The 22,957-nt window shown below is 52.9% G+C and carries 18 protein-coding genes; 7 read left to right on the forward strand and 11 right to left on the reverse strand.

Annotated features, from left to right (window positions below; translation table 11 throughout):
- Positions 1 to 184 precede the first annotated feature (184 nt).
- From hpdB to SDD30_RS04005, 7 genes are all read left to right on the forward strand, one after another.
- Entirely contained in the window at positions 185 to 2,905 is a 2,721-nt protein-coding gene (hpdB, locus tag SDD30_RS03975; RefSeq protein ID WP_434073642.1) for a 4-hydroxyphenylacetate decarboxylase large subunit, read from the forward strand.
- A 13-nt stretch (positions 2,906 to 2,918) separates the two neighbouring features.
- Positions 2,919 to 3,182 carry a 4-hydroxyphenylacetate decarboxylase small subunit gene (gene hpdC, locus SDD30_RS03980; protein ID WP_434073643.1) on the forward strand — a complete coding sequence of 88 codons (264 nt, stop codon included), beginning with the start codon at positions 2,919 to 2,921 and terminating at the stop codon, positions 3,180 to 3,182.
- Positions 3,183 to 3,370: 188 nt separating this feature from the next.
- Positions 3,371 to 4,672: an MFS transporter gene (locus SDD30_RS03985; protein WP_434073644.1), complete on the forward strand. Its 1,302-nt coding sequence runs from the start codon at positions 3,371 to 3,373 to the stop codon at positions 4,670 to 4,672.
- An 86-nt stretch (positions 4,673 to 4,758) separates the two neighbouring features.
- A complete protein-coding gene (gene hpdA / locus SDD30_RS03990) occupies positions 4,759 to 5,709 on the forward strand; it encodes a 4-hydroxyphenylacetate decarboxylase activase (protein WP_434073645.1) in 951 nt (316 codons plus the stop codon).
- 294 nt (positions 5,710 to 6,003) lie between these two features.
- The gene (locus tag SDD30_RS03995; protein ID WP_434073646.1) at positions 6,004 to 7,029 is read left to right on the forward strand and encodes an ABC transporter substrate-binding protein; all 1,026 of its coding nucleotides are present in this window, start codon (positions 6,004 to 6,006) and stop codon (positions 7,027 to 7,029) included.
- 10 nt (positions 7,030 to 7,039) lie between these two features.
- On the forward strand, positions 7,040 to 7,960 hold the full coding sequence (locus SDD30_RS04000; RefSeq protein WP_434073647.1) for an ABC transporter permease: 921 nt from the start codon (positions 7,040 to 7,042) through the stop codon (positions 7,958 to 7,960).
- A complete protein-coding gene (locus tag SDD30_RS04005; RefSeq protein WP_434073648.1) occupies positions 7,935 to 8,828 on the forward strand; it encodes an ABC transporter ATP-binding protein in 894 nt (297 codons plus the stop codon). The genes SDD30_RS04000 and SDD30_RS04005 overlap by 26 nt, the downstream gene beginning before the upstream one ends.
- Positions 8,829 to 8,954: 126 nt before the next feature.
- Here SDD30_RS04005 and arcC read toward each other — a convergent pair whose 3' ends face one another.
- The 11 genes from arcC to uraA form a co-directional block, all read right to left on the reverse strand.
- Positions 8,955 to 9,965, reverse strand: coding sequence for a carbamate kinase (gene arcC, locus SDD30_RS04010; RefSeq protein ID WP_434073649.1), 1,011 nt, complete (start codon positions 9,963 to 9,965; stop codon positions 8,955 to 8,957).
- Positions 9,966 to 10,261: 296 nt separating this feature from the next.
- Positions 10,262 to 10,729 carry a (2Fe-2S)-binding protein gene (locus SDD30_RS04015; protein WP_434073650.1) on the reverse strand — a complete coding sequence of 156 codons (468 nt, stop codon included), beginning with the start codon at positions 10,727 to 10,729 and terminating at the stop codon, positions 10,262 to 10,264.
- Positions 10,726 to 11,616: an FAD binding domain-containing protein gene (locus SDD30_RS04020; protein ID WP_434073651.1), complete on the reverse strand. Its 891-nt coding sequence runs from the start codon at positions 11,614 to 11,616 to the stop codon at positions 10,726 to 10,728. Before SDD30_RS04020 ends, SDD30_RS04015 begins: the two co-directional genes overlap by 4 nt.
- Positions 11,600 to 13,993 carry a xanthine dehydrogenase family protein molybdopterin-binding subunit gene (locus SDD30_RS04025; protein ID WP_434073652.1) on the reverse strand — a complete coding sequence of 798 codons (2,394 nt, stop codon included), beginning with the start codon at positions 13,991 to 13,993 and terminating at the stop codon, positions 11,600 to 11,602. The genes SDD30_RS04020 and SDD30_RS04025 overlap by 17 nt, the downstream gene beginning before the upstream one ends.
- Positions 13,994 to 14,146: 153 nt before the next feature.
- Complete coding sequence (locus tag SDD30_RS04030) at positions 14,147 to 15,541, reverse strand: cytosine permease (protein ID WP_434073653.1); 1,395 nt, start codon at positions 15,539 to 15,541, stop codon at positions 14,147 to 14,149.
- Positions 15,542 to 15,581: 40 nt separating this feature from the next.
- Entirely contained in the window at positions 15,582 to 16,820 is a 1,239-nt protein-coding gene (locus SDD30_RS04035; RefSeq protein WP_434073654.1) for an amidohydrolase family protein, read from the reverse strand.
- A 363-nt stretch (positions 16,821 to 17,183) separates the two neighbouring features.
- On the reverse strand, positions 17,184 to 17,525 hold the full coding sequence (locus SDD30_RS04040) for a Zn-ribbon domain-containing OB-fold protein (protein ID WP_434073655.1): 342 nt from the start codon (positions 17,523 to 17,525) through the stop codon (positions 17,184 to 17,186).
- 2 nt (positions 17,526 to 17,527) lie between these two features.
- The gene (locus SDD30_RS04045) at positions 17,528 to 18,721 is read right to left on the reverse strand and encodes a thiolase C-terminal domain-containing protein (RefSeq protein WP_434073656.1); all 1,194 of its coding nucleotides are present in this window, start codon (positions 18,719 to 18,721) and stop codon (positions 17,528 to 17,530) included.
- 111 nt (positions 18,722 to 18,832) lie between these two features.
- On the reverse strand, positions 18,833 to 19,474 hold the full coding sequence (locus SDD30_RS04050; protein WP_434073657.1) for a hypothetical protein: 642 nt from the start codon (positions 19,472 to 19,474) through the stop codon (positions 18,833 to 18,835).
- Between the two features lie 190 nt (positions 19,475 to 19,664).
- Positions 19,665 to 21,392, reverse strand: a complete 1,728-nt coding sequence (locus SDD30_RS04055) for a PucR family transcriptional regulator (RefSeq protein WP_434073658.1) — start codon at positions 21,390 to 21,392, stop codon at positions 19,665 to 19,667.
- A gap of 168 nt (positions 21,393 to 21,560) precedes the next feature.
- Entirely contained in the window at positions 21,561 to 22,862 is a 1,302-nt protein-coding gene (gene uraA / locus SDD30_RS04060; protein WP_434073659.1) for a uracil permease, read from the reverse strand.
- Between the last annotated feature and the right edge of the window lie 95 nt (positions 22,863 to 22,957).

The following is a 22,957-nucleotide window of genomic DNA, read 5'->3' on the forward strand; positions in this document are numbered from 1 at the left end:
CTGGTTACACCCCAATCTTTTTATCAATCCCTTTTAAACCGTCCGGGTAATTTAATGCTATGCAGCATCATGTTACGCTTAACACAAGCCTGCAGGCAAAGGAGGGAGGCCAGAGGTTAAAGAGGCAGGAGTTGTTGTTGGTAGACCAAATAGCCCGAAGATTTCATTACAAGGAGGAACTGGTATGGCTGGTACAGTCAAGAATTTGGCGGATATCTTAAAAGAAAAGGGGATCCCCATCAGTTCCCAGTACGGTGGCCAGGCCCCGGAGAAATTGACGGATCGCGAAGTAAAAAAGGAACCGACACCCCGGGCCAAAAAATTAAGGGATCTTTACTTTAACACCTACTCCTCAGCCACGGTGGAATTCCCCTACTGGTACACCCGTAAATGGAATGAACTAGATTGTGAACCCTTTATCGTCCGCCGGGCGGCAGCTATGAAGTGTGCCTTTTCCCATTTGACCCCTACCATCTTCCCCGGCGAACTCCTGGTCATGGGTAAAGCCCACTATTACCGGGGCTCTTTCCCTATGCCCTGGCTGTCGGAAGGCTTCTTTATGACCAAGGAAGACGAACTCTACCAGGAAGCCTTGAAAAAAGGCGGTGACAGTGCCGATGAGGTCTCGAAGTTTGGTTCCGGCGGCGGTAATGTTACCAAGAGTTTCGGCAACGTTGTCTCTATCGCCGGTAAATTCGGCATCCGCAGCGAAGAGGTACCGGCCCTGATTAAACTGGCCCGGGCCTGGGTCGGCAAATCAGTAGATGACCTGGGTCATAAGTACGAACAAATGGTGCCTGAATATGAAACAAAAGAAAAAATAATGCGTAGTGTAATTTGTATGTTTGAATCCGGTTACACCCTTCCCCAGGGACGGGAGGTTATTAACTACTATTACCCCTTACAGTACGGCATTGACGGCCTTATCGCTATGGCAAAAGAAAGAAAGGCGGAAGTGGCCGGTAAAGCCGATGGCGATGGCCTAATCGGTATGGATCGCCTATATTACTACGATGCCGTCATTTTAGGTTTAGAGGGCATTCAGATCTGGATCCTCAATTATGCCAAAGAAGCCCGGCGTCTAGCCGCTATCACCGAGGACGCAACCCAAAAGAAGGAATATGAAGACATCGCCGAGTGTCTGGAATGGATCGCCCACAAACAACCACGTACTTTCCGGGAGGCCCTTCAGCTAACCTATACTATCCACATCGCCGTCTTAAACGAAGATGCTATTTCCGGGATGTCGCCGGGACGAGTAGGTCAAGTCCTGTATCCCTGGTTTGAACAGGATATGGCCGCCGGCCGGATCACTGAGGAAGAGGTCCTGGAACTCCTGGAGTGCCACCGAGTCAAATTTACCTGCATTGACTGCTTCGCCTCCATGGGAGTCGTCGGCGGCGTCCTCTCGGGTAATACCTTTAATAATCTGAGTATGGGCGGTTTGACCAGGGATGGCAAATCAGCCGCCAATGATCTGGAGATGCTCATTATGGAAGCAGGTATGACCTGCGCCACCCCACAGCCGACCCTGTCAGTGCTATATGACGAAAAACTGCCGGAAGAATTCCTCTTGAAGGCCATTGAATGCAATAAGGGTGGTACCGGTTATCCAGCCTGGATGAACAACCAGGTCGGCATCCAGTTCCTGCTCCAGCAGTATGGTCCGGAGGGTATGACCCTGGAGGAAGCCCGGGCCATAACCATCGGCGGCTGCTTGGAGACCTCCCCCTGCAGCTGGCATGAATTGACCCTTAACGGCAAAAATTACGTCATCCCCGGCGGTGCCGGCCAACCTACCAGCGTGGGCGTCCACTTTATCGCTAATCCCAAATTGCTGGAACTGGTTTTATTCAATGGCTATGACAATCGCACCAAGGAGCAGGTATTTGCCCCCCATAACAAAAAACTGGAAACCTATGAAGAACTGTGGGAGGTTTATAAAGACTACTACGAGCAAACCGTCAACTGCCTGGCAAAATGTAATAACATTCAACACGATATTTGGCGCAAAAACAACATGAGTATTTTAAATTCCATTTTGAAACCGGATTGCTTAACCAAAGGGCACCATATCGGCCATCTGGGTTATCGCTATAACGGCACCTTTAACGTTGAAAGCTGCGGCACGGCCAATATGGTCAACTCGCTGGCCGCCTTAAAGAAACTAGTCTACGATGATAAAAAGTACACTCTGGAAGAAATGAAAGAAGCCATTCTAGCTAATTTCGGCTTCAAAACTGCTGAAGAAGTAGGCAGCTACTCCCTCCTCTCCCAGGAGAAAAAGGAAGGCGGCGACAAATACGACCAAATTCATAGCGACTGCCTGCTGGCGCCCAAATACGGCAACGACGACCCCTACGCCGACGCAATCCTGAAAGAATATGAAGACTGGTTCTGCGCCATGTGCCATAACTACGAATCCCTTTACGCCAGACCATTGTATGCCTGCCAGATATCCGTTTCCACCCATGGTCCCCAGGGGGCTGTAACCCTGGCCACCCCCGACGGCCGCCTGGCGGGGACGACTTATGCCGATGCCTCCATGTCGGCCTACCCCGGCACCGACCGCAACGGCCCCTATGCCCTCTTTACCTCAGCCACCGTTTGGGATCATACCCAATCCCAAAACTCCCAGATGAACTTGAAGATCCATCCCAGCGCCATTAAAGGCATTGAGGGTTCACGGAAGCTCCTTGATCTTACCCGGGCCTATATGCGGCGAGGTGGTTTCCATATTCAATATAACATCGTCGACTCTAAAATGCTAAAGGATGCCCAAGCACATCCCGAAAATTACCGTGGCTTGATGGTCCGGGTGGCGGGCTTCACCCAGTATTGGGTCGAAATCGGCAAGCAAATCCAGGATGAAGTTATCGCTCGTACCGAATACGAAACCGCGTAAAGGAGTGGCACAAATGAGCAACGAGACTTCCAGGCATAATGATTGCCGGAATTTTGTACCCGTTGACGTAGCTAAGGGTATTTGTAGGGTACGAAATGAACTAATAGCGATCGATACGCCAACCTGCCAAAAATTTGACCCCCTCCCCAAGTGCAAAAACTGCGCCAACTTCACCGCAACGGAAAATACCTTGGGTGTCTGCGAAGCCGACAAAAATAAGCCGTGGGCTTTCGAGGATCTCATCGCTGTAACCTGTGCGATGTACCGGGCCCAGTAAGCCCGGCTAAGGCAGGGGGTGCCCGGCGCTGGTTCGGCACCCCCTACCCCTTTAAAGCTAACTTGATATCCCTCTGATAAGAGCAATTGGCCCGGGTAGTATAAAATATTTCTCTGCCAACGTCCCACTATGGCCAATCATCAGGGAGATAGATGGGTTATAACATTTAGAAGTGGGGGAAGTATCGCATGGATGATAATAATGCCAAGAAGATCGGTTATATGGTTGTCGGTGCTGCCTGGTTGGCGGTATTCTGCCTTTTCGGTTACCGGGCCACCTTTTCCGTTCTCCTAGGGCCTATGGCCAAAGATATGGGTTGGACCGTAGCGCAAACCTCCCTGGGCTACTCACTAATGATGACCATCTATGCTGTTACGGCCTTTTTCAGCGGGATGATCATTGACCGTTGGGGTACCCGGCCGGCTTATTTCCTAGGAGCTATCTTCGGCGCCCTAGGGTTTTACCTCACTAGCCTTACCCATAATTATTTTCAATACCTGGCCGTCTATGCCATCTTTGCCGGTATCGGGACTGGCATGCTCTGGGTTTCCTCCACGGTATCCGTGCGAAAGTGGTATGTCGGCAAGGCCTATGCCACTATGTGGGGCCTGGCCTTTATGGGCGCCCCCGTTGCCCAGGCTGTTTTAAGCCTAGGAGTCAAAAGTATCCTTCTGACCCTGGACTGGCGCCAGGCCATGCAGGGGTTATCGATAGTAATCTTGATAGCTTTAATCATCGCCGCCCTCATCGCCAAGAAAAACCCCGAAGCCTACAACCTGCAACCCTTTGGCTTAATGCCTGCCAGTGCATCTACACCGGCTAAAGCTGAATATAGCTGGACCGTCAAGGAAGCCTTCGGGCGGTACGCTATCTGGGGAACTATCCTGGCCTTCCTGACGAGTATGGTGGCCGAGTTCCTCATCTGGACCCAGGTGGTCATGTACTGGACTAAAGACGTTAAACTCTCCCTGGGCACGGCCACCAACCTTTATATCGCCATTGGTATTGCCGGCATCTTCACCATGCCCCTGATGGGGATGGTGGCTGATAAGATCGTGGCCGGGATCGGCAACGAACCCAGGGGCCGAAAGATCATGTTGGTGTTCGCCCCGGCGGCTGGCGTCCTGGCCTGTATCCTCCTGCTTTTAAGCAAGGTTTCCCTAACTTTCGGCATCTTTTCCTGTATCATCTTTGCCATCTATTGGGCCATTGAACCCGGCGGCTGCGCCGGTTACGCCGGCTCCATCTACGGACGCAAAAGCCTGGGCAAAATCTGGGGCCTGGCCACTTTGATCGTCATGGGCATCGGCCCCGCTGTAGGGAGTTTTATGGGCGGCTATCTCTATGACATCTCGGGTAGCTATAACAACTCTATCATTTTCGCCCTGGTTGCCTATGCCCTATCGGCTACTATCGCCTTTACCCTACCCCTTGCCGCTAAACCCAAAACTATTGCCGATCAAAAAGATACTTCCACCATACCTGGTTAAAGCCCTACAGCGGCGGGTATAGACGTTCCAACGGTCTATACCCGCCGCCAACGGCTCCGTAAAAAACCTTTTGGAGTGATCAAAGAATGCAAGAAAATAAGGGCTTGATCTTCGACATTCAGGGGCATTCAGTGCATGACGGTCCCGGCTGCCGGACGCTAATTTTTATGAGCGGTTGTCCCCTACGCTGCGAGTGGTGCGCCAACCCCGAAGGAATGGAATTCAAACAGCGTTTAATGTACCGGGAGCAAAAATGCGCCAATAGAACGCAAGGCTGTACCCGTTGCCTGGCAGCCTGCCCCCGGCAGGCCATCAGTATCAATAACGAAGTCGAAATACCCTTGAAAATAAACCGGGAATTATGCCACTCATGTACTACCTTCGATTGCACAACAGTATGTTATTTTGAGGCCTTAACCATCAGTGGCAAGTGGATGACTTTAGAGGAGCTCATGCGGGTAATCAACCGGGATCGGCAATACTGGGGCCAGGGGGGCGGCGTTACTTTTACCGGAGGCGAGCCCTTATTGCAAAAAGACTTTACTATAGCGGCTTTAAAAAAATGCCAGAGCGTTTATATTCACACTGCCATTGAAACCTCCGCCCACATCCAAAGAGAAACCTTCTTGAAGGCCATGGGTTACGTTGACTTCGCCTTTATAGATATTAAGCATATGGACCCGGAAAAGCACCGGGAAAAAACCGGCGTGACCAATGAACTAACCTTGAATAATATAGCCGCTCTGGTGGCTTCGAGCTGGCCGGGCCGGTTGATTATCCGCCTGCCCGTCATCGAAAACTTTAATGATACGGATGCCAATATTACCGCCACTGCGGCTTTCATTAACCAGATGGGCCTGCGGGAGATCAACATCCTGCCCTTTCACCGTTTGGGTGATTCTAAATGGACCCAGCTTGGCCTAACGTATCCATATAGAGATTACCAAGGAACATCGAAAGAAAAGTTGGAACAGATACAAAGCCTCTTCCACGAGCGCGGCATAGCTTGTTATATCGGCTCCGATACGCCCTTTTAGCAACACCTCCTTAGCCCCCAACCGCAGGTAAAGAAAACCGGCCCGGAGCCTGCCGGCATCTAAAAAATTATTTCATCTAAACCTACCCCGCGCGGAATATTCATAAAAACTATTGACATGCTGTAGCGAATTATTTAAGATAAACTTGTAACATTAACCGGCCGGCCCGCCGGAATAGATAGTACGGTAGGATGGCAGGAAGGGCGGCAATACTCCCTCCGGGAGTATTTTTGTTTATGATGCCCCATGCACTGCCTTGCCCACCGAAAAAATTATCAAGGAGGCAAGGGCGAAATGCTAAAAAAATTTGCGGCAGGATGGTTCCTAGTTATCCTCCTGACCCTGTTGCTGTCTGGCTGCGGTTCCGGAGGAAGTAAACAACAAGCCGGCAGTGACGGCGCCACAGGGAGCCAGGTCGGGCAGGCTAAAAACGTCAAACTGGGTATTATCCAGATCGTCGAACACCCGGCCCTGGATGCAGCCCGCAAGGGTTTCCTGGCCGCGCTAAAGTCCGGCGGCTATGAAGAAGGCAAAAACCTGCAGGTGGATTTTCAAAACGCCCAGGGCGACCAATCAACCTTGCAGAACATCGCCCGTAAATTCGTCCAGGATAAAAAGGATCTCATCCTGGCTGTGGCCACTCCCTCGGCTATGGCTATGGCCAACGAGACCCAGGACATTCCCATCCTGATTACGGCCGTTACCGATCCGGTCACCGCTAAACTGGTTAAAAGCATGGACAAACCCGGAACCAATGTCACTGGTACCACCGACATGAACCCCATCAAGGAACAGCTGCAACTGCTTAAACAACTGGTCCCGGCAGCTAAAAATATCGGCGTTATCTATAATTCCAGCGAGATTAATTCCCAGGTTCAGGTAAAAATAGTTAAAAAGGAAGCGCCCGGTTTAGGCCTGGCTGTAGTCGAGGCCCCGGTCACGGCCAGCAGTGAAGTAGTCCAGGCAGCCCAGTCCCTGGTGGGGCGGGTAGATGCCATTTATGTCCCCACCGACAACACCATCGTCTCCTCCATTGCCGGGGTGCTGCAGGTAACGGAGCAGCACAAAATACCGGTCATTGCCGGAGAGAGCGGTACTGTCGAGGCCGGCGTCCTGGGCACCATCGGCATTGATTACTACAAACTGGGGGAACAGACCGGGCAGATGGCCCTGCGAGTGCTTAAAGGCGAAAAACCTCAGGATATGCCCATTGAAAAACAAAAGGATTTGAGTATCGTTTTAAACGCCAAAACAGCGGCGGCCCTGGGAATAAACATCCCTGAAGATCTCCAAAAGAAGGCTGCCAAGATCTTTAAGTAGGTGACACCATATGTCCCTAAACATCTGGTTAGGGGCCCTAGAGCAAGGTTTACTATGGGGTCCAATGGTCTTGGGGGTTTACCTTACCTTTAGGATCTTGGATTTTCCGGATCTAACCGTTGATGGTGCTTTCACCCTGGGGGCGGCAATAGCCGCCCGGCTGATTATGTCCGGATATAACCCCTGGTTAACCCTGCTGGTAGCCCTCTGCGGGGGCGCCTTAGCCGGTTGGATAACGGGCATCCTGCATACCCGCCTGGGGGTTGCCCCCCTGCTCTCCGGCATCTTAACCATGATCGCCCTTTATTCGATTAATTTAAGGATCATGGGACAGGCCAACCTGTCCCTTCTCCGTGTTCCGACTATCTTTACCGGCGTTAAAAAAATATCCGGCATCGACCCCTACGGCCCCGCTTTATTGGGCTTGCTGCTGGTAATGGTAGTCGTTACCTTGCTTTACCTTTTCCTCCAAACGGAACTGGGGATGGCCGTCCGGGCTACTGGTGACAACGACCAAATGATCCGCAGCCTGGGAGTAAATACCGGCAGCATGAAACTGGTGGGTTTAGCCATTGCTAATGCCCTGGTTGCCCTTGCCGGAGGACTGGTCGCCCAATACCAGGGTTTCGCCGATATCGGCATGGGCATCGGCATGATTGTGGCCGGCCTCGCCGCCGTAATTATCGGCGAGGCCCTGGTTGGCAGTGCCACCCTGGTCCGGGCCCTGCTGGCCGCCATCGTCGGTTCCATTATCTACCGGGTCATCATCAGCCTGGTCCTGCAGTTAGGCCTGCCGGCTACAGACCTTAAACTCCTGACCTCGTTAATTGTCGTGGCGGCCATGGCCTTTCCCCTGGTACGCCGGCGCCTGGGATGGCGTGCCTTACGTTTAAGGAGTGAGCAAAGTGCTGCAACTGGCCCGCGTAACTAAAACCTTTAATCCCGGCGGGGTCAACGAAAAGCTGGCTTTGCGGGATATCTCCTTGCAAGTTAAACCGGGGGAAGTCGTCACCATCATCGGCAGCAACGGCGCCGGTAAATCGACCCTGTTAAACGTAGTGGCTGGAGTCTATGAAATTGAGGCCGGTCGGGTTTTTTTGGACGGCCAGGATATCACCATCTGGCCCGAGCATAGCCGCGCCTCTTTAATTGGCCGGGTTTTTCAGGACCCTTTAAAAGGCACGGCTGCGACCATGACTATTGAAGAAAACCTGGCCCTGGCTTTACGCCGCGGCCGTCCCCGGCGTTTACGCCGGGGCATTACGACGGCCGAGCGGCAGCTTTTTAAAGAGCGCCTGGCCCTGCTGGGACTGGGCCTGGAAGAACGCCTGAAGACCCGGGTAGGCCTGCTGTCCGGCGGCCAGCGCCAAGCCCTGACGGTGCTCATGGCCACCATCGCCACGCCGAAACTGCTCCTGCTGGATGAGCACACCGCCGCCTTGGATCCGCGGACGGCCGGAATAGTATTGGAACTGACCGCCAAAATAGTCGCCCAGAATCGGCTGACCACCCTGATGGTGACCCATAACCTGGAACAGGCCCTGCGTACCGGCGACCGGACCATTATGCTGCACGAGGGCCGGATTATTTTGGACCTCTGCGGCCCGGAACGAGCCCGAACAACAGTAGCCGACCTGCTGAAAATGTTTGAAAGGGCCAGCGGCAACGCCTTTGCCGACGATCGGGTGCTGCTTGGAGAAGGTTGCGGTAACTCCGCAACCGGGGGGGGTTATGCCCCCATGCCGGCGGCCGGCGCCAACGTAACCCCTTTCCCTTCCCGGAGGCAAGTGCGGGGTTGATATAATTAAGCCCGCATATCCGGTTTAAAAGAATAACCCCGCGAACGGGGTTATTCTTTTATATCCTGACCATCATATTAATTAGAATGATGCACCTCCACCACGCACCATTCTTCAGTTAACTTTTTACATCCGGGCGGTACTAGTACCTGGCATATCGTGGAAAAAGCTGCCGGAAAAGGTTACAGAGGGCTGACCCTGGGCCACTATCCTGGTCCCCGCCTTTCCCTCCATGGCGGCAACCAGTTCCCCCGGCGAGGTAATCAGGCCCTCCTTGCCGCCACGGCTAAGGTAACGCAGGATGGCCTTAACCTTGGGGCCCATATTACCCGGCGGGAAATGGCCTGCTTCTAGATAACTTTCGGCCTCGGCGGCACTAAGAAGGTCCAGTTCCTTTTGCTCGGGTCGGCCGAAATTGATGGCCACCCGGCTGACGCCGGTGGAGATAACCAGCAGGTCGGCGCCAATAGCCGTCGCCAGCAGGGAGGAGGCGTAATCTTTATCAATGACAGCGGCCACGCCCTCCAGAAGGCCATTCCTTTCAACTACCGGCACTCCCCCGCCCCCGGCGCAAACGACAATATAACCGGCGTTAATTAGATCCTTGATGGCCGCGCCTTCGACAATCTTTTGCGGCTCCGGCGAGGGTACCACCCGCCGCCAGCCCCGGCCGGCATCCTCGACTACCGTCCAACCGTCTTCCCGGGCGTGACGCTGCGCTTCTTCCTCGGTCATGAAACTACCGATGGGCTTGGTGGGATTTTGGAAAGCCGGGTCATTTTGATCGACTACCACTTGAGTAACGACGGTTACAGCCTGCCTGGCGATACCCTTATGCCGGAACTCGTTCATCAGGGATTGCTGGATCATATATCCTATAGCACCCTGGGTATCGGCCACGGCAAACTCCAGGGGTATCAAGGGCAACTCCCCCATGGCCAGCTCCGCCCGGCGGATTAAAAAACCCACCTGGGGGCCGTTGCCGTGGGTAACGGCCACATTCCAACCTTTTTGTACCAATTCGGCAACCTGCCGGCAGGTCTCTTTGACTGTAGCCAACTGGCTATATAAATCAACATGGTTCTTATCTTTAATCAAAGAATTACCGCCAATGGCTACCACTGCCAGTTTGCCCACTACCTGTTCCCCCTCTATTTGCGTTCTCATTATAAACATAAATAATAAATATGATTTAAATACCGGCGGACGATTTCCTTTGTAGGAACAAACTAAACAGCAGCCGAAATTACTATTAAACTTCAACATAAAAGCATCCGGGTAGTTCTCATCGAGGAACATTACCCGGATGCTTGATTCCTCTACCTTGTACAAACAGTGCCTTTTCCGTCCCCCCTACAAGGCCTCTCCAAAACAGGTCTTTACCCCTTTTTCTTCTAACGATGCTGACTGTAGGCATAGTTGTCTTTTACCGGCTATTTCATCCTGGTTGCGGCCAGTTGTACGGCGGCAATTATACTTTCGTAACCCGTACAGCGGCAGAGATGACCGCTTAAGGCCGCCTTAATCTCTTCTACACCAGGGTCAGGTTGGCGCGCCAGCAAGGCTTTGCTCGCCAGCAACATCCCCGGCGTACAAAAGCCGCATTGGACGGCTCCCTTTTCCATAAAGGCCTCCTGGAGAGGATGGAGCTTCCCATCTGTAGCCAGGCCTTCCACGGTCTCTATTCTTGAACCGTCTGCTTCCACGGCCAACACCAGGCAGGATTGAACGGGTTCACCGTTCAGCAAAACGGTACAGGCACCGCATTCACCGATTTCGCAGCCGGCCTTGGTGCCTACCAAACCCATTTCCTCTCGTAAAAGGCGCAAAAGGGTTAAATGTGGTTCAACCTCGCCCTCCCATAGATCTCCATTCACCGTTATGGAAAGGTGCTGTTTCATAACGTGGCTACCTCCTCGAGGCGATACTCCAGGGCCGCCAGTTTTGCCAGGGCCATCTCCATGAGTTGGCCAACCATTTCTTGCTTATACTCCGGCGTTGCCCGCAAGCTGCCGGCCCGCGGCGCAATAACCTCGGCAAATCTATCCCTGGCCTGGCGTATACGTTCATAAGTCAGCGGACCCTGCTTTAAAATCTCTTCTACTGTTCCGACCCTGGCCGGGGTTGCTAAGACAGCCCCGGCTGCCACCCGTATCTCTCGCTTACCCTCGGAATCAGGCAGTCCGGCCAGCACCGCTACACTGACCGCGGCTAGATCCATGCCTTTGATGCGTGAGCGCCGCAGGTAAGCCGTCCGACTTCCCGAAGGCAGGGGTGGTAGAATAAAGCCGACTAAAACCTCTCCCTGCCCCAGAGCTGTCCGGCCGGGTCCGAGCAGAAATTGCTCCAGAGGCAAAATTCTCCGGCCACCGGGACCGCCTATCTCTACGGCAGCATTGAGGATGGCCAGGACAGGGCCTGTTTCCGCCCCGGGTGAAGCGTTGCAGATGTTGCCACCGATAGTGGCCCGTACCCGGATTTCAAAGCATCCCATTACAGAAGCCGCTTCCGCCAGGGCTTTATATCTCTCTTGAATGAGGGTGTTAATAGCTATTTCCTTCATGGTGGTCAGGGCTCCTATCCATAAACCGCCCTCCCGGGTCTCTCTGATACCTTTTAATTCCGGAAGCCCTTTGATATCAACCACCAGCTGGGGATACACTTTGTTGCCGCGGATATTAACCAGCAGATCGGTTCCTCCTGCCAGGACTACCGCGCCCTCCTGCTTTAAAGCAGCGGTAGCTTCAACAAGGTTTCTGGCGCGGAAATAATCAAAGGACCCGGGCATACTTTTCATCTCCTTTGCCGGCAGGCTTTGCCCCCATCTTTTTTAAAGGCCGGAGCACGGCATCCGGGGTAAGGGGCAACTCGTAAAAGTCAATACCGAGGGCTGCATAAAGGGCATTAGCGATAGCTGGTGGGATAGCTACAGCTCCGTGTTCCCCCAGGCCCCGGGCACCAAAGGGGCCGGTTTGATCGGGGGTTTCGATAAAGATTGTTTTTAGTTCCGCCGGCATATCCATAGCAGTCGGTATTTTATAATCCGTCAGGGTGGGGTTACGCATAGCACCGTTGGGACCAAAAACCAGCTTTTCCGAAAGGGCCGAGCCCATAGCTTGGACCATGGCGCCGGTTATCTGCCCCCTGGCAGTTAGGGGATTGATCACCCGGCCGGGATCAATAGCCGTAACCAGCTTCAATACCTCAATCGTACCTGTCCGGAGATCAACTTCTACTTCCGCCCCCTGACAGCCGTAAGTCCAATCGGCGGCGCAATTGCCCTGCCCATTTTCCGGATCGGGATAGGTCAGGCCACGGGGAACGAAGGTAGCCCGGCCGATAATGGGATCATTGGCCGTCCGGCCGTCAGGATAAGTGTAGCCTGCGGCCAGTTGACTGAAGGGGAGGCCTTTATCCGGCCTGGATTTAACAAATACCCGTCCCCCTTCTATTTCGAGTTCCCCCGGTTTTACTGCCAAAATCGTGGCGGCGGCAGCCAGGACCTGTTTCCGGGCTTCCCGGGCAGCTGCTAAGACCGCCGTTCCCACGGCCCAGGTGGTATGGCTGGCCACCGTCTGCCATTCCAGGGGGGACACGTCCGTATCAACGAAAGGTACTACATGAATCTTGGTGACAGGTAAAGATAAAGCCTCAGCTGCAATCTGTCCCAAAGCGGTATAGGTTCCCTGGCCCATCTCCACAGCGCCGACACTTACACTCGCCGTACCATCTTCATTCAAGCGTACAATCGCCCCGGACTGGGCATTGGTGGTCATTACCGGCGATTTGCCGAAAGCTGCCAGGCCTGCTCCCCGGCGCCGGTACCAAGGTAAAGCCCTTTTAGCAGCTGCCTGGTTCCCCTGACCCTCTTCTAACCCCAGTTCCCGGGCAACCGCTTTGATGCAAAGATCGAGCCGGCCGTTATATTCCTCGATCATTTGACCTAGGCTGTTAACCTTACCCGGTCCCAAACAGTTCTTAAGGCGCAATTCCACTGGATTGATATTCAACTTATGGGCAATAATCTCCCGCTGGCGTTCACAGGCCCAGTGAACCTCGGGATGGCCATAACCGCGATAGGCCCCTGTAGGGGGAGTATTAGTATAGACGCCATAAGAATCGATGTGCAGATTGTCAATGGCATAGGGGCCGGGAGAATTATGACCGCCACCGGTGACAATATTGACAGCGTAATCGCCATACCCGCCCCCGTTCCAGTAGAGGGTAATCTTTTCCCCCAGAAGGCGCCCATCTTTAGCAACAGCAGTTTTATAATAAGCCACCAAACCACGCCCGATAACCGTTCCCTGAAAAACCTCCTCCCGCTCTAAAACCAGGCGTACGGGCCGTCCGGGTACCGCCGCCGCCAGAACACCCACCAGGGGCTCAATGGTAACATCCGATTTGCCCCCGAAACCGCCGCCCAGATAAGGTACTACAACGCGTACTTTACTAAGGGGCAGATTAAACATCGAAGCCAAGGTATGGCGGACGATGAAGGGGGCCTGAGAACTGCACCAAACAGTCATGCCCCCGCCCGGATGCACCTGGGCAATCGCCCCATGGGGTTCCAGGGCGACATGGTGGTTGGGAGGGAAGGTAAACTTGTTTTCAATGATCAAATCAGCTTCGGCAAAGGCCCTCTCCACATCGCCCCGCCGTAGTTTGTAATGATGAAAGATATTAGTTCCCGGCTCTGGAAAAAATCCGGGCAAGTGTTTATAGGTAGCCAGTTCTTCATGGATCAAAGGGGTTTCCGGCCGGGCTGCTTCTTCCGGATCGGTAACTGCCGCCAGGGGTTCGTACTCTACTTCTATAAAATCCCGAGCCTGCCTGGCTAAATCGGTGCTGCTAGCAATTACGGCCGCTACCGGTTCACCCATGAAGCGTACTTTGCCCCGGGCCAGGGGATATTGATCCGTAAGGCAGATGCCTATCCGTCCTGAAAAGTCGGCGCCGGTGACTACTGCTTTTACTCCTGTTACGGCCAGGGCTCTGGATTTATCTACCCGCAAGATCCGGGCATGGGCATGGGGAGAGCGAAGAATGCTGGCATATAACATACCCGGCAGAGTGATATCGGCCACGTACCTGGCCTGGCCGGTTACTTTCTCAATACCGTCGGCTCGTAAGACCTCCTGCCCTACAACTTTAAATTGTACCATCGGGTATCCCCCCTCAACAAAGCACGATTTAACCATTTTTTATTTACTACCAGTGCCATCTTACGGTATAGACTGCTCTAAGATTTAATCGTAATCATTTCTTCTGAGAAAAACCCACGGGAGTGAAGCAGCCCCCTCCCGTGGGCTCCGGGGTTAAGCCGTTAGTCTGCTTTGCTTATCCTGGCTGGCTGCACCCCTGGCAACAAACCAGTAGATTATCGCTGTAATGATTAGTGTTGTATATATAGCACCAATAGAATTGAAAACAAGAGGCCAATTCCTGACTACCAGAAAAATAATCGCTCCAATCACCCACGTTACTATTGCTCGCCAATTAATACCATTGGTGTACCAATAGCTTCCTCCCACTCTATTGGCCTGGGACCAATCATAATGACCACGACGGATAAAATAGTAGTCAATTAACATAATGGCGAACAGGGGAGCGAAGATAAAGCCTACATAATCAAGGAAAAGGATAAAAGCGTTCAGAAAACTGCCGATTATTATCGGAATTAGAGAGACTATGGTTGCCAAAATAGAAACAATCCAAAGGGCTTTGAAGGGAGAAATATCGCTCCAGATATTTACCGTAGACATCCCGGCGGCGTAGATATTCACTACGTTGGTAGTTACCGTACAAAGAATTAAAACCAGGAAAGCCACCCAACCCAAGCCAAGCTGTCCAACAACGCTTGAAGGATCCGACATATTGGGATCGAATTTACCACTCATCAGGGTTGCAGCAATAACGCCCAGGGTGCCAACTAGAGCGAACCAGAAGAGGGCAAAGTTAGCACCAATCATGGGAGCCACAGTCGAGGAGGCTTTATTTTTAGTATAACGAGTAAATTCAGCGATAGCCGGTACCCACCCTAAGCTGAAGGCTGCCATAGCATCCATAGCTTTGCCAAAGGGCATTCTTAATTCCGCCGGCGGCCGCCAGGCAAGAATCTGATCGAGGGACCAAGTCCGGAAAATCGCTACCGTTTCCCAGACAGTAAGTACGGCCAGCAGAATCACGGCATATTTTTCGAACAGCTTAATAGAACGGGAACCTCCGGCAACGGTCAGCCAAATCTGCAACAGACTATTAATCAGTACCCCGATTACCAGGACCCACCAGGAACCCGGGTTCCCAAAAGCCGGCCAGCCAAAGAGCTGGTTAAAAAGAAAACTCATCGAGATAGCGGCGATGAAGGTATTCACCGCGCACCAGCCGATAAATTGAGTAATATTGAGCACCGACGGCAAAGCGCTTCCCTTAATGCCAAAGGGAACGCGGGCCAAACCCATAGTAGTGGTGCCTACCCGGTAACCCATATAACCAATCAGGGCCATAATAGCGTAGGCGATCGGGTTAGCAATCAAGGTTACCGCTACTGCACCGCCAAAACCCAGCGCTGCCACTACCCCGCCGACAAACCAGGAACCAGTATTGGCATTAGCTCCAATCCAGGTGGCTACCATTTCCCCAAAGCCGATATGCCTATCCTCTAATGGTACGGCGACTTCCACGGGATATTCTTTTGTCGGGCTTTCACTCATTAGCTTCACCTGGCCTTTCTTATTATTCTAAGAAGAATTGTTAGCTACGGTTCAATTGCCGTTGCGTTTTATTAGTGGCTATCACCCGCCCCTCCTTGATTACATAAAGCCGGTCCGGCTGTAACCGGATGGCATCCTTGGCCGAATCACAGTCGAGAATTACCAGGTCGGCCCGGTTTCCGGGTTCCAGGCCATAGTCATTGAGCCTTAGAACCTTGGCCGCATTATAGGTCAGCATATCGAATACGGTTTCAATTTCATCAGGCAGGCTCATGTGGGCGGCATGGGCGGTGATCAGGGCCACCTCTAGCATATCCGCCTGACCGAAAGGATAAAAAGTATCTTTAATGCAATCCTGACCGAAGGAGACATTGACCCCGGCTTCCAGGAGCTCCTTCACGCGGGTGATACCCCGCCGCTTTGGTTGTTTGTCAAGCCGGCCCTGGAGCATGAGGTTGGTGGCCGGATTGGTTATCATATGAATCCCGGCGGCTTTGACTTTGTCAATAACATATTGGGCATAATGATCGTCATAAGCAGCTAAAGCGCAAGTATGTCCCGCCGTAACCCGTCCTTCCCAACCCATCTCCATAGTCTTGTCGGCTACCATTTCTAAAGTGCGATAAAAAGGATCGTCGGTTTCATCTACATGCATGTCGATATCGGCGTTAAAGGCTTTAGCAATCTCGAATACTATATCTACGTGCTTCTTGCTGTCTTGAGGCGACTTTTCGTTAGCTGGCATGCCGCCGACGAGATCCGCCCCTTGCTCCATGGCCTGCCACATCAATTCTTCTGTGCCCGGGTCTTGCACAATACCTTCCTGGGGAAAAGCTACAATCTGGAGGTCCATAATATCCTGGTAGCGACGCTGGGCTTCGGCCACACCCTGTAAGGGCATTAACTTACCAATGGTATCAACATCTACGTGGGTCCGCATCCGCGTCGTCCCGTTGGCGGCAGCCTGGCAAATAGCCTGGCCAGCGCGAGTAACAATGTCTTCAATCGTATACCGGGCCTTCTTTTCCCAGATAATCTCGATGGCTTCTTTTAAAGTTCCTGAGACATTGGGACGTACCACATCAACGATCATCGTCTTGTCGAGATGGATATGGGGATCAATGAAAGCAGGCGTCACTAACTTACCCCCGGCGTCGATCTCCTGGACTCCGGTTGCTTCAATCCGGGCGGCAACCTGGCTGATATTGCCACCCTCAATGGCAATATCCTTTAGTTCTGCCGCACCCCTTAACCTGGCGTTTTTAACTAACAAATCCACTTTAATCACCCTTTCCCTGATAATTTGAAATCTACTTCTACATTCAACTTCTGCTTTTTTCCTTCTTTTCCTTTATATAGTACATATAATCCTGTTGGTTGCGATTTGTAGGAAACTAATAATAAAAGCCATCTACCCCAAAAAGATAGATGGCTTATTTGCCTCTGCCGACAACCCTGCTCGCAATTTACTTGAATTCGCTTTAAGCTGTTATTCTAATTTGCTATATATCCCTATTCTATCTATGTCTCTAATACCCTCCCAGCAGATTTCACCATTTGTCCGGCCTCAAGTTTGTATACATTTTACAAGGGATAGGTTGCGCGCCAAAAACCAGCTGGCGCTCAGGCCGGTTGGCGGCCCCTACTCCGCCTCCTTAAAGATAAACCCATAGTAATCCTGGTTGACACCCTCTTTGACCACCCCTACGGTGGCCTTCAATTTCATCCCCATAGTAATATCCTCGCTATCGATCTGGCCGGTAACCCGCAGGCCGTTGGGGAACTCGACGATACCGAAGGCCAGCCAGGGTTTCATATAACCCTCGGGCAGGTTGTAGACCCGGGTATAGGTTAAAAGGGTGGCCGCGCCTTCCAGGGGCACGGTCTCGAATTCGCGGTTGCCGCACTGGCGGCAGACGAGGTAGGCCGGGTGATGGAGTCTTCCGCAACGGGTGCATTTATAAGCGTACATCTGCTCGGCCATGTTTACTCCACCTCCCTGGTAACGATGGTGGCGACCACATTATTGCCGAAGCCGCCGAAGTTGACGGCCAAGCCATTCCGGGCGCCCTCCACCTGGCGGCCGCCGGCTTCGCCCCGGAGCTGACGCACCAGTTCTACAATTTGGGATACGCCGGTGGCGCCAACGGGATGGCCCTTGGCCTTCAGGCCGCCCGAGGTATTGATAGGTTTCCGACCCCCGACTTTTGTATCCCCTCGCCGAACGGCCAGGTGCCCCTCACCCTTGGGGAAGAAGCCGACTTCCTCGGAGATGGCGACCTCCAGGATACTGAAGGCGTCATGCAACTCCGCCACATCAATATCCTCCGGCTTCAGACCGGCCATCTTATAGGCCTTTTGCGCCGCCTGACGCACAGCCAGCAAGTCCGTCGGCACCTCCCGGGCGGCAATGACGTGGGTGTCCGTAGCCTGACCGATACCGGCTATACGCACGGGCTTTTTGGCAAAACGGCCGGCAACGTCCATCGCGCAAAGAACCAGGGCCGCCGCCCCATCGGAAACCGGGCAGACGTCATAGAGCCTGAGGGGCTCGGCAACGTAGGGGTTAATAACCCCGGCGTCTTCGTCTTCCGTGATGGCATATAAATCAGGAACCAGCTGGATGTGGGCCACAGGATTATGCATAGCGTGCTCATGGTTTTTAACGGCGACCATGGCCAAGTCCTTCGAGGTAACGCCGTATTGATCCATATACAGCCGGGTAAACATACCGGCAAAGGCGGGCAAGGTTAACCCGTATTTATACTCCGCCTCATTATGCAACATAGTAGAAACAAAATCCGTTCCTTCCCAGCCGCTGACCACCCGCATCATCTCGCCGCCCACCACCAGGGCGACGTCACACAGGCCGCTGGCGATGGCCATAAAGGCCAGCTTGACCGCCGAGGCGCCGGAGGCCGGGCCGTTTTCCACCGTCTCCGCCATGGCTGGGAGTAAATTCAAGCTATCCACCAGGGCCGAGGCCACCCCCGTCTGGCGGTTGAGCATACTGGCGCCCATGGTGGCTACCAATACCTGATCTACCCCGTGGCCGGAACCGGTTTTAATCCCGGCGTCGTCCATTGCCTCCAAAGCAGCGGCCCCCAGCATCTCCAGTAAAGATTTATCCCAGCGGCCGAATTTAGTATGGCCGGCGCCCACGATACCTACTGCACGCACTACCTCCCACCCCCAAGTTTTTTAATTCGTTGTTCACATCCGCGAACTAAAATCTACCTGAGTGTTGAATTTACGCTGGGACCGCTTATCCCTGGAACGCATGACAACGTACTAAGGAAGGATAAGCTCCCTAGCCTTAGCCAGCATCTCTTCCGGTACTGGTCGCCGGCCGGTGCACTTGGCGGCCTTATGCTTCTCCCACAGGGCCTTGGTCAGGACATAGGTGGGGACGCCGCCCAGTTCATGCCACTGCTCCGGCCGCGGCTCCAACTCGTACTCAATCATCCAGCGGCGGAACCCGATAGGGCTCTCGGCGACAATCCAGACCTCTTCCTGGCCCAGGTAATCCATGTGATACTCCATCTTGGCGGCGAAGAGCTGGGCGCCGATGCGCAGCCCCCGCTTCAAGGTCATGGTGTGGTAGGACATGCCTACCTTTTCGTCGAGCATCCGCCCGTTAACAATACCGGCTATGACACCGTTGACTGTGCCTACCAGGCAATACTCATCCTTCACCCGGTAGCGATAATACCCTAGGAGCTCGGCATAGAGCCGGGCGGCGACGATGTCGTAGAAATCCTTGGCCACTGCTATCATGGGCTTGACTGCTTCCAAGACCCGGGGCACATCCTCCCGGCCGATCTGGTGGACGACCATCTTCTCCCCGGAAGCCAGAGTAATATATTTGGGTGGATAGGGCACCATGGGTGTCTCCACCGGCCGTAGTGATTGCTCCAGTTTATCAATTTGCATATTAATTCCCCCTGATATTTGTTTTCGACAATAATAGTGTGATTAATAATCTTGATGCGTTCTGACAAAAATCAGCCACTCATTTCTTTATCCTCCCTTCTCCACCAAATAAGCTGGAAAAACAAGCTGACCTTTTTATTTCTTACAATAATTAATTTCCCAACCGGGCCGATAATCCTTTGTAGATTTTCTATAAACTATGGCATCCGCCTTTATCGTTATTCATCGCACCCAGATACAGTTTTAGGGCTACCTCCAGATTAAAGCGGTCGTCGGGATTATCAAGATTCAGGCCGCTGATCTCCTGGATCCGTTCCAAGCGATAGAGGATGGTATTATAGTGGGTGAAGAGGGCTTCCGAAACTTTCTTCAGGTTGCCGTGATGTTGGAAATAAACCTGCAAGGTACGGATAAGCTCCGTATTCTTTTCCCGGTCATACTCAAGTAGTTTGCCCAGGGATTCCTGGAGAAAGTTCTGAACCTCTTTATCCCTGTCCTTGGCATAGATAAACCGGTAGATACCTAGGTCGCTAAAGGCAATGACGCCCCGGAGGGTGGGGAGATTCTCGCCCAGGCGCAGGGCCTGTTTCGCCTCTTGGTAACTCTGTTGCAACCCCCTTATCCCCGGGTAAAAACGTCCCAGGCCGATCCGCACTTCCCAACCTTTAAAAGCCCAGTCGAGGTATTCCCGGGCATACTGTAACCGCTGCCGGGCCTGATCATTGGCCTGCCGGGCAGTCAGCCCCTTTGCCGCGATGGCGGGCAGTACAACCAGGTACTCCCCCCGGAGACCCGCCAGACAAGTGACACCCTTTTCCAACATTACCGTCGGTAATTCCCGCAGCACCCTGTTCCGGATCTCCTGCTTATCTATTCTGCTCTGTTGGGGCGGTGTCGTTTGAATTAGGGCGACAACGTAGTCCTTTTGCAGGTCCCAACCGAACTTGCGGGCGTTCTGGATCTCCATCTCGGTATCCTCGATACGCCCGCTTAAAATGTGATTCAGAAACTCATTGGCATAGCGCCGCTCCACTTCCCGCAAAGAGCGCTCCCGGGCAATCTCCAGGGCCGCCGCCACGGACAAACGCTCCAGGGTTTTAATATCATTATTAGTTAAGGGACGCCTGGTTTCCCAGATGCGGATGTAGCCGTAAATCTCACTGGCTACCATCAGGGGCATACTAAAAAAACCGATACTACGCTCGTCAATGAGCAACTCTTCCCGGTCCTCCTGGGTAAGGAGCATCCCTTCGTTGAAATTGATTCTTTCTCGGTTGGCCGCTATTAAAGTTTCCATATCGCTTACCGGCCAGTTGACACAACTGTAAACGTGGCGGTCATTAATAAGGTCATTAATATAAACCGTATTCTCCACCAGGCCGGCCAGGGTATCGGCTATTTTTTGCAACCCGCCGCCCTCCAGCATAATCTGCATCAGGGCGCTGTGGACATCCAGCATCCGCGACAGGTAAGCCGATTGTTCTTGGAGGATAGCGCTCAGGACTTCATAAATCAAATCGGCGAAGCCTATATCCGGCGGCAATTCGATCAAGGGCAAATCGTAAGTATTTGCTTGGCAGAGCATGGACGAGGGGACTTCCGCCAGGTACCGCCTGGTCTTAATACAAAGTCCGGCCAGGCCCAGCTGGACCAGGGAGGGAATCAGGTTTTCCTGGGCTTCCCTGTTATCCCGGATGGCAAAGCCGGTAGTCACCAGCAGCTGCCCCGGCTTAACCCAGTTGGTAATATCCGGGACTTCCATGATATTAACCCCGGTAACTAGGCGCCCCAGGCCGCTGCTGCCGGCCAGGATCCGGCTCTGGTGGAAGATAGGCAATTCTAGGATGCGCCCCAGGGGCATGCCCAATTCCCGGCTTATTTCTGTAGCCTGGCCCTCAAGATAACTAACGTCTAGCATAGCTTTCTCCCCTCTAAGATTGGTTTGAGAAGCAAAATGCCCGGAGCGAGGGGGCACTTGCCCCTCACTTCGAGCATTATTTCGCCATAAAAGGCGCTATTCCTTCCTATTTTTACAATTTTATTCCGTTTTTTGCCTTATCAAACCACGCTTAAAAGAACCCCATCTCTACTGGCTAATCTGGCTTTTACGACTCAAAGAGTCCCCTGAGGACTCCAATGCCTCATTCAACCACCCCAGGGAATTGAGCAAGTAAATAACTAGCGATAGAACTACGCCCACCGTAGCCGCCAGGGCCATTCCCTTCAGCTCTACCGTACCCATGGTCAGTTTAGCGCCGCTGACGCCAATAACGAAAACTACGGCCGACAAAACAATATTATAGTTACGGCTGAAATCAACCATCTGTTCTACCAGCAAACGGATGCCCTGAGCAGCGATAGTACCGTAAAGGAGGATGCAGATACCGCCCATGACCGGCACCGGAATGGACTGGATGGCGGCGGCGAATTTACCAATGGTCGAGATGATGATGGCAATAATCGCCGCCCCGCGGATGACCCAAACAGAATAAACGCGGGTAATAGCCATGACGCCGATGTTTTCACCGTAGGTAGTATTGGGCGGGGACCCGGTAAAACCGGAGATGATATTGCTCAAGCCATCGCCCAATAAGGAACGGTGCAGGCCGGGGTCCTTGACCAGATCGCGTTCGCAGATGTTGCCCGTAACAATCAGGTGGCCGATATGCTCCGCCAGCACGACGATCACTGCCGGTGCAATAATAGCTATAGCGTTAAAATCAAAGACCGGGGCGTGAAACTCGGGGATTTTGAACCATGGCGCCTGGGCGATGATACTCAGATCGACCATGCCTTTAAATAGGGCCAAGATATAACCACAAACCACCGCCGTCAGGACGGGAATAATCTGCAAAAAACCGCGGAAGACCACCGTACCGATGACGCCGACCAGCAAGGTAAATATGGAAACCATGATAGCGTTAGGGTCGACTTTATCAGCTGTCAGGCCGGCCATTTGCGCCGCCACCGGTGCCAATTCCAGGCCGATGACAGCCACCACGGCGCCCATAACCGGCGGCGGCATAACGATATTAATCCACTTGGTGCCTACTGCACGAATAATAAACGATACTATGACAAAGCAAAGGCCGAAGAAAATGTACCCCGACTGGGCATGGTTATAACCCACTTTAGAAATAATTAAGAGCGTCGGGGCGATAAAGGCAAAGCTGGAACCCAGGTAAGCGGGGATACCGCCTTTGGTAACAAAACTGTAGAGCAGGGTGCCGAAACCGTTCATGAGCAGGGCGATGGCCGGGTTAATCTTGAACAGGTAAGGCACCAGCACGGTAGCGCCAAACATGGCCATCAGGTGTTGCAGGCTTAAAGGTATAGTTTCAAAAATCGGCAGCTTTTCTTCTACTTGAATAACGCGCCTTTGGGCCATTTACCATTCCTCCCTCTAATGAATTGCAAACATAGGGACGGATCTTTTGGTTGCCCCATTTTCATGGTTAGCCAAGAAGTCGTTAGCCCCCCATG

It is taken from the genome of Moorella naiadis (nom. illeg.), from assembly GCF_051020825.1.
In the GTDB taxonomy this organism is placed as follows: domain Bacteria; phylum Bacillota; class DSM-521; order Neomoorellales; family Neomoorellaceae; genus Neomoorella; species Neomoorella naiadis.

Coding starts and splice junctions, on each gene's coding strand:
- SDD30_RS04055 (WP_434073658.1), bottom strand. CDS start 21,392: ATGCTAGACGTTAGTTATCTTGAGGGCCAGGCTACAGAAATAAGCCGG.
- SDD30_RS04015 (WP_434073650.1), bottom strand. CDS start 10,729: ATGAAACAGCACCTTTCCATAACGGTGAATGGAGATCTATGGGAGGGC.
- SDD30_RS04030 (WP_434073653.1), bottom strand. CDS start 15,541: ATGAGTGAAAGCCCGACAAAAGAATATCCCGTGGAAGTCGCCGTACCA.
- SDD30_RS04040 (WP_434073655.1), bottom strand. CDS start 17,525: ATGGCCGAGCAGATGTACGCTTATAAATGCACCCGTTGCGGAAGACTC.
- hpdC (WP_434073643.1), top strand. CDS start 2,919: ATGAGCAACGAGACTTCCAGGCATAATGATTGCCGGAATTTTGTACCC.
- SDD30_RS04020 (WP_434073651.1), bottom strand. CDS start 11,616: ATGCCCGGGTCCTTTGATTATTTCCGCGCCAGAAACCTTGTTGAAGCT.
- SDD30_RS03985 (WP_434073644.1), top strand. CDS start 3,371: ATGGATGATAATAATGCCAAGAAGATCGGTTATATGGTTGTCGGTGCT.
- uraA (WP_434073659.1), bottom strand. CDS start 22,862: ATGGCCCAAAGGCGCGTTATTCAAGTAGAAGAAAAGCTGCCGATTTTT.
- SDD30_RS04050 (WP_434073657.1), bottom strand. CDS start 19,474: ATGCAAATTGATAAACTGGAGCAATCACTACGGCCGGTGGAGACACCC.
- SDD30_RS04000 (WP_434073647.1), top strand. CDS start 7,040: ATGTCCCTAAACATCTGGTTAGGGGCCCTAGAGCAAGGTTTACTATGG.
- hpdA (WP_434073645.1), top strand. CDS start 4,759: ATGCAAGAAAATAAGGGCTTGATCTTCGACATTCAGGGGCATTCAGTG.
- hpdB (WP_434073642.1), top strand. CDS start 185: ATGGCTGGTACAGTCAAGAATTTGGCGGATATCTTAAAAGAAAAGGGG.
- SDD30_RS04025 (WP_434073652.1), bottom strand. CDS start 13,993: ATGGTACAATTTAAAGTTGTAGGGCAGGAGGTCTTACGAGCCGACGGT.
- SDD30_RS03995 (WP_434073646.1), top strand. CDS start 6,004: ATGCTAAAAAAATTTGCGGCAGGATGGTTCCTAGTTATCCTCCTGACC.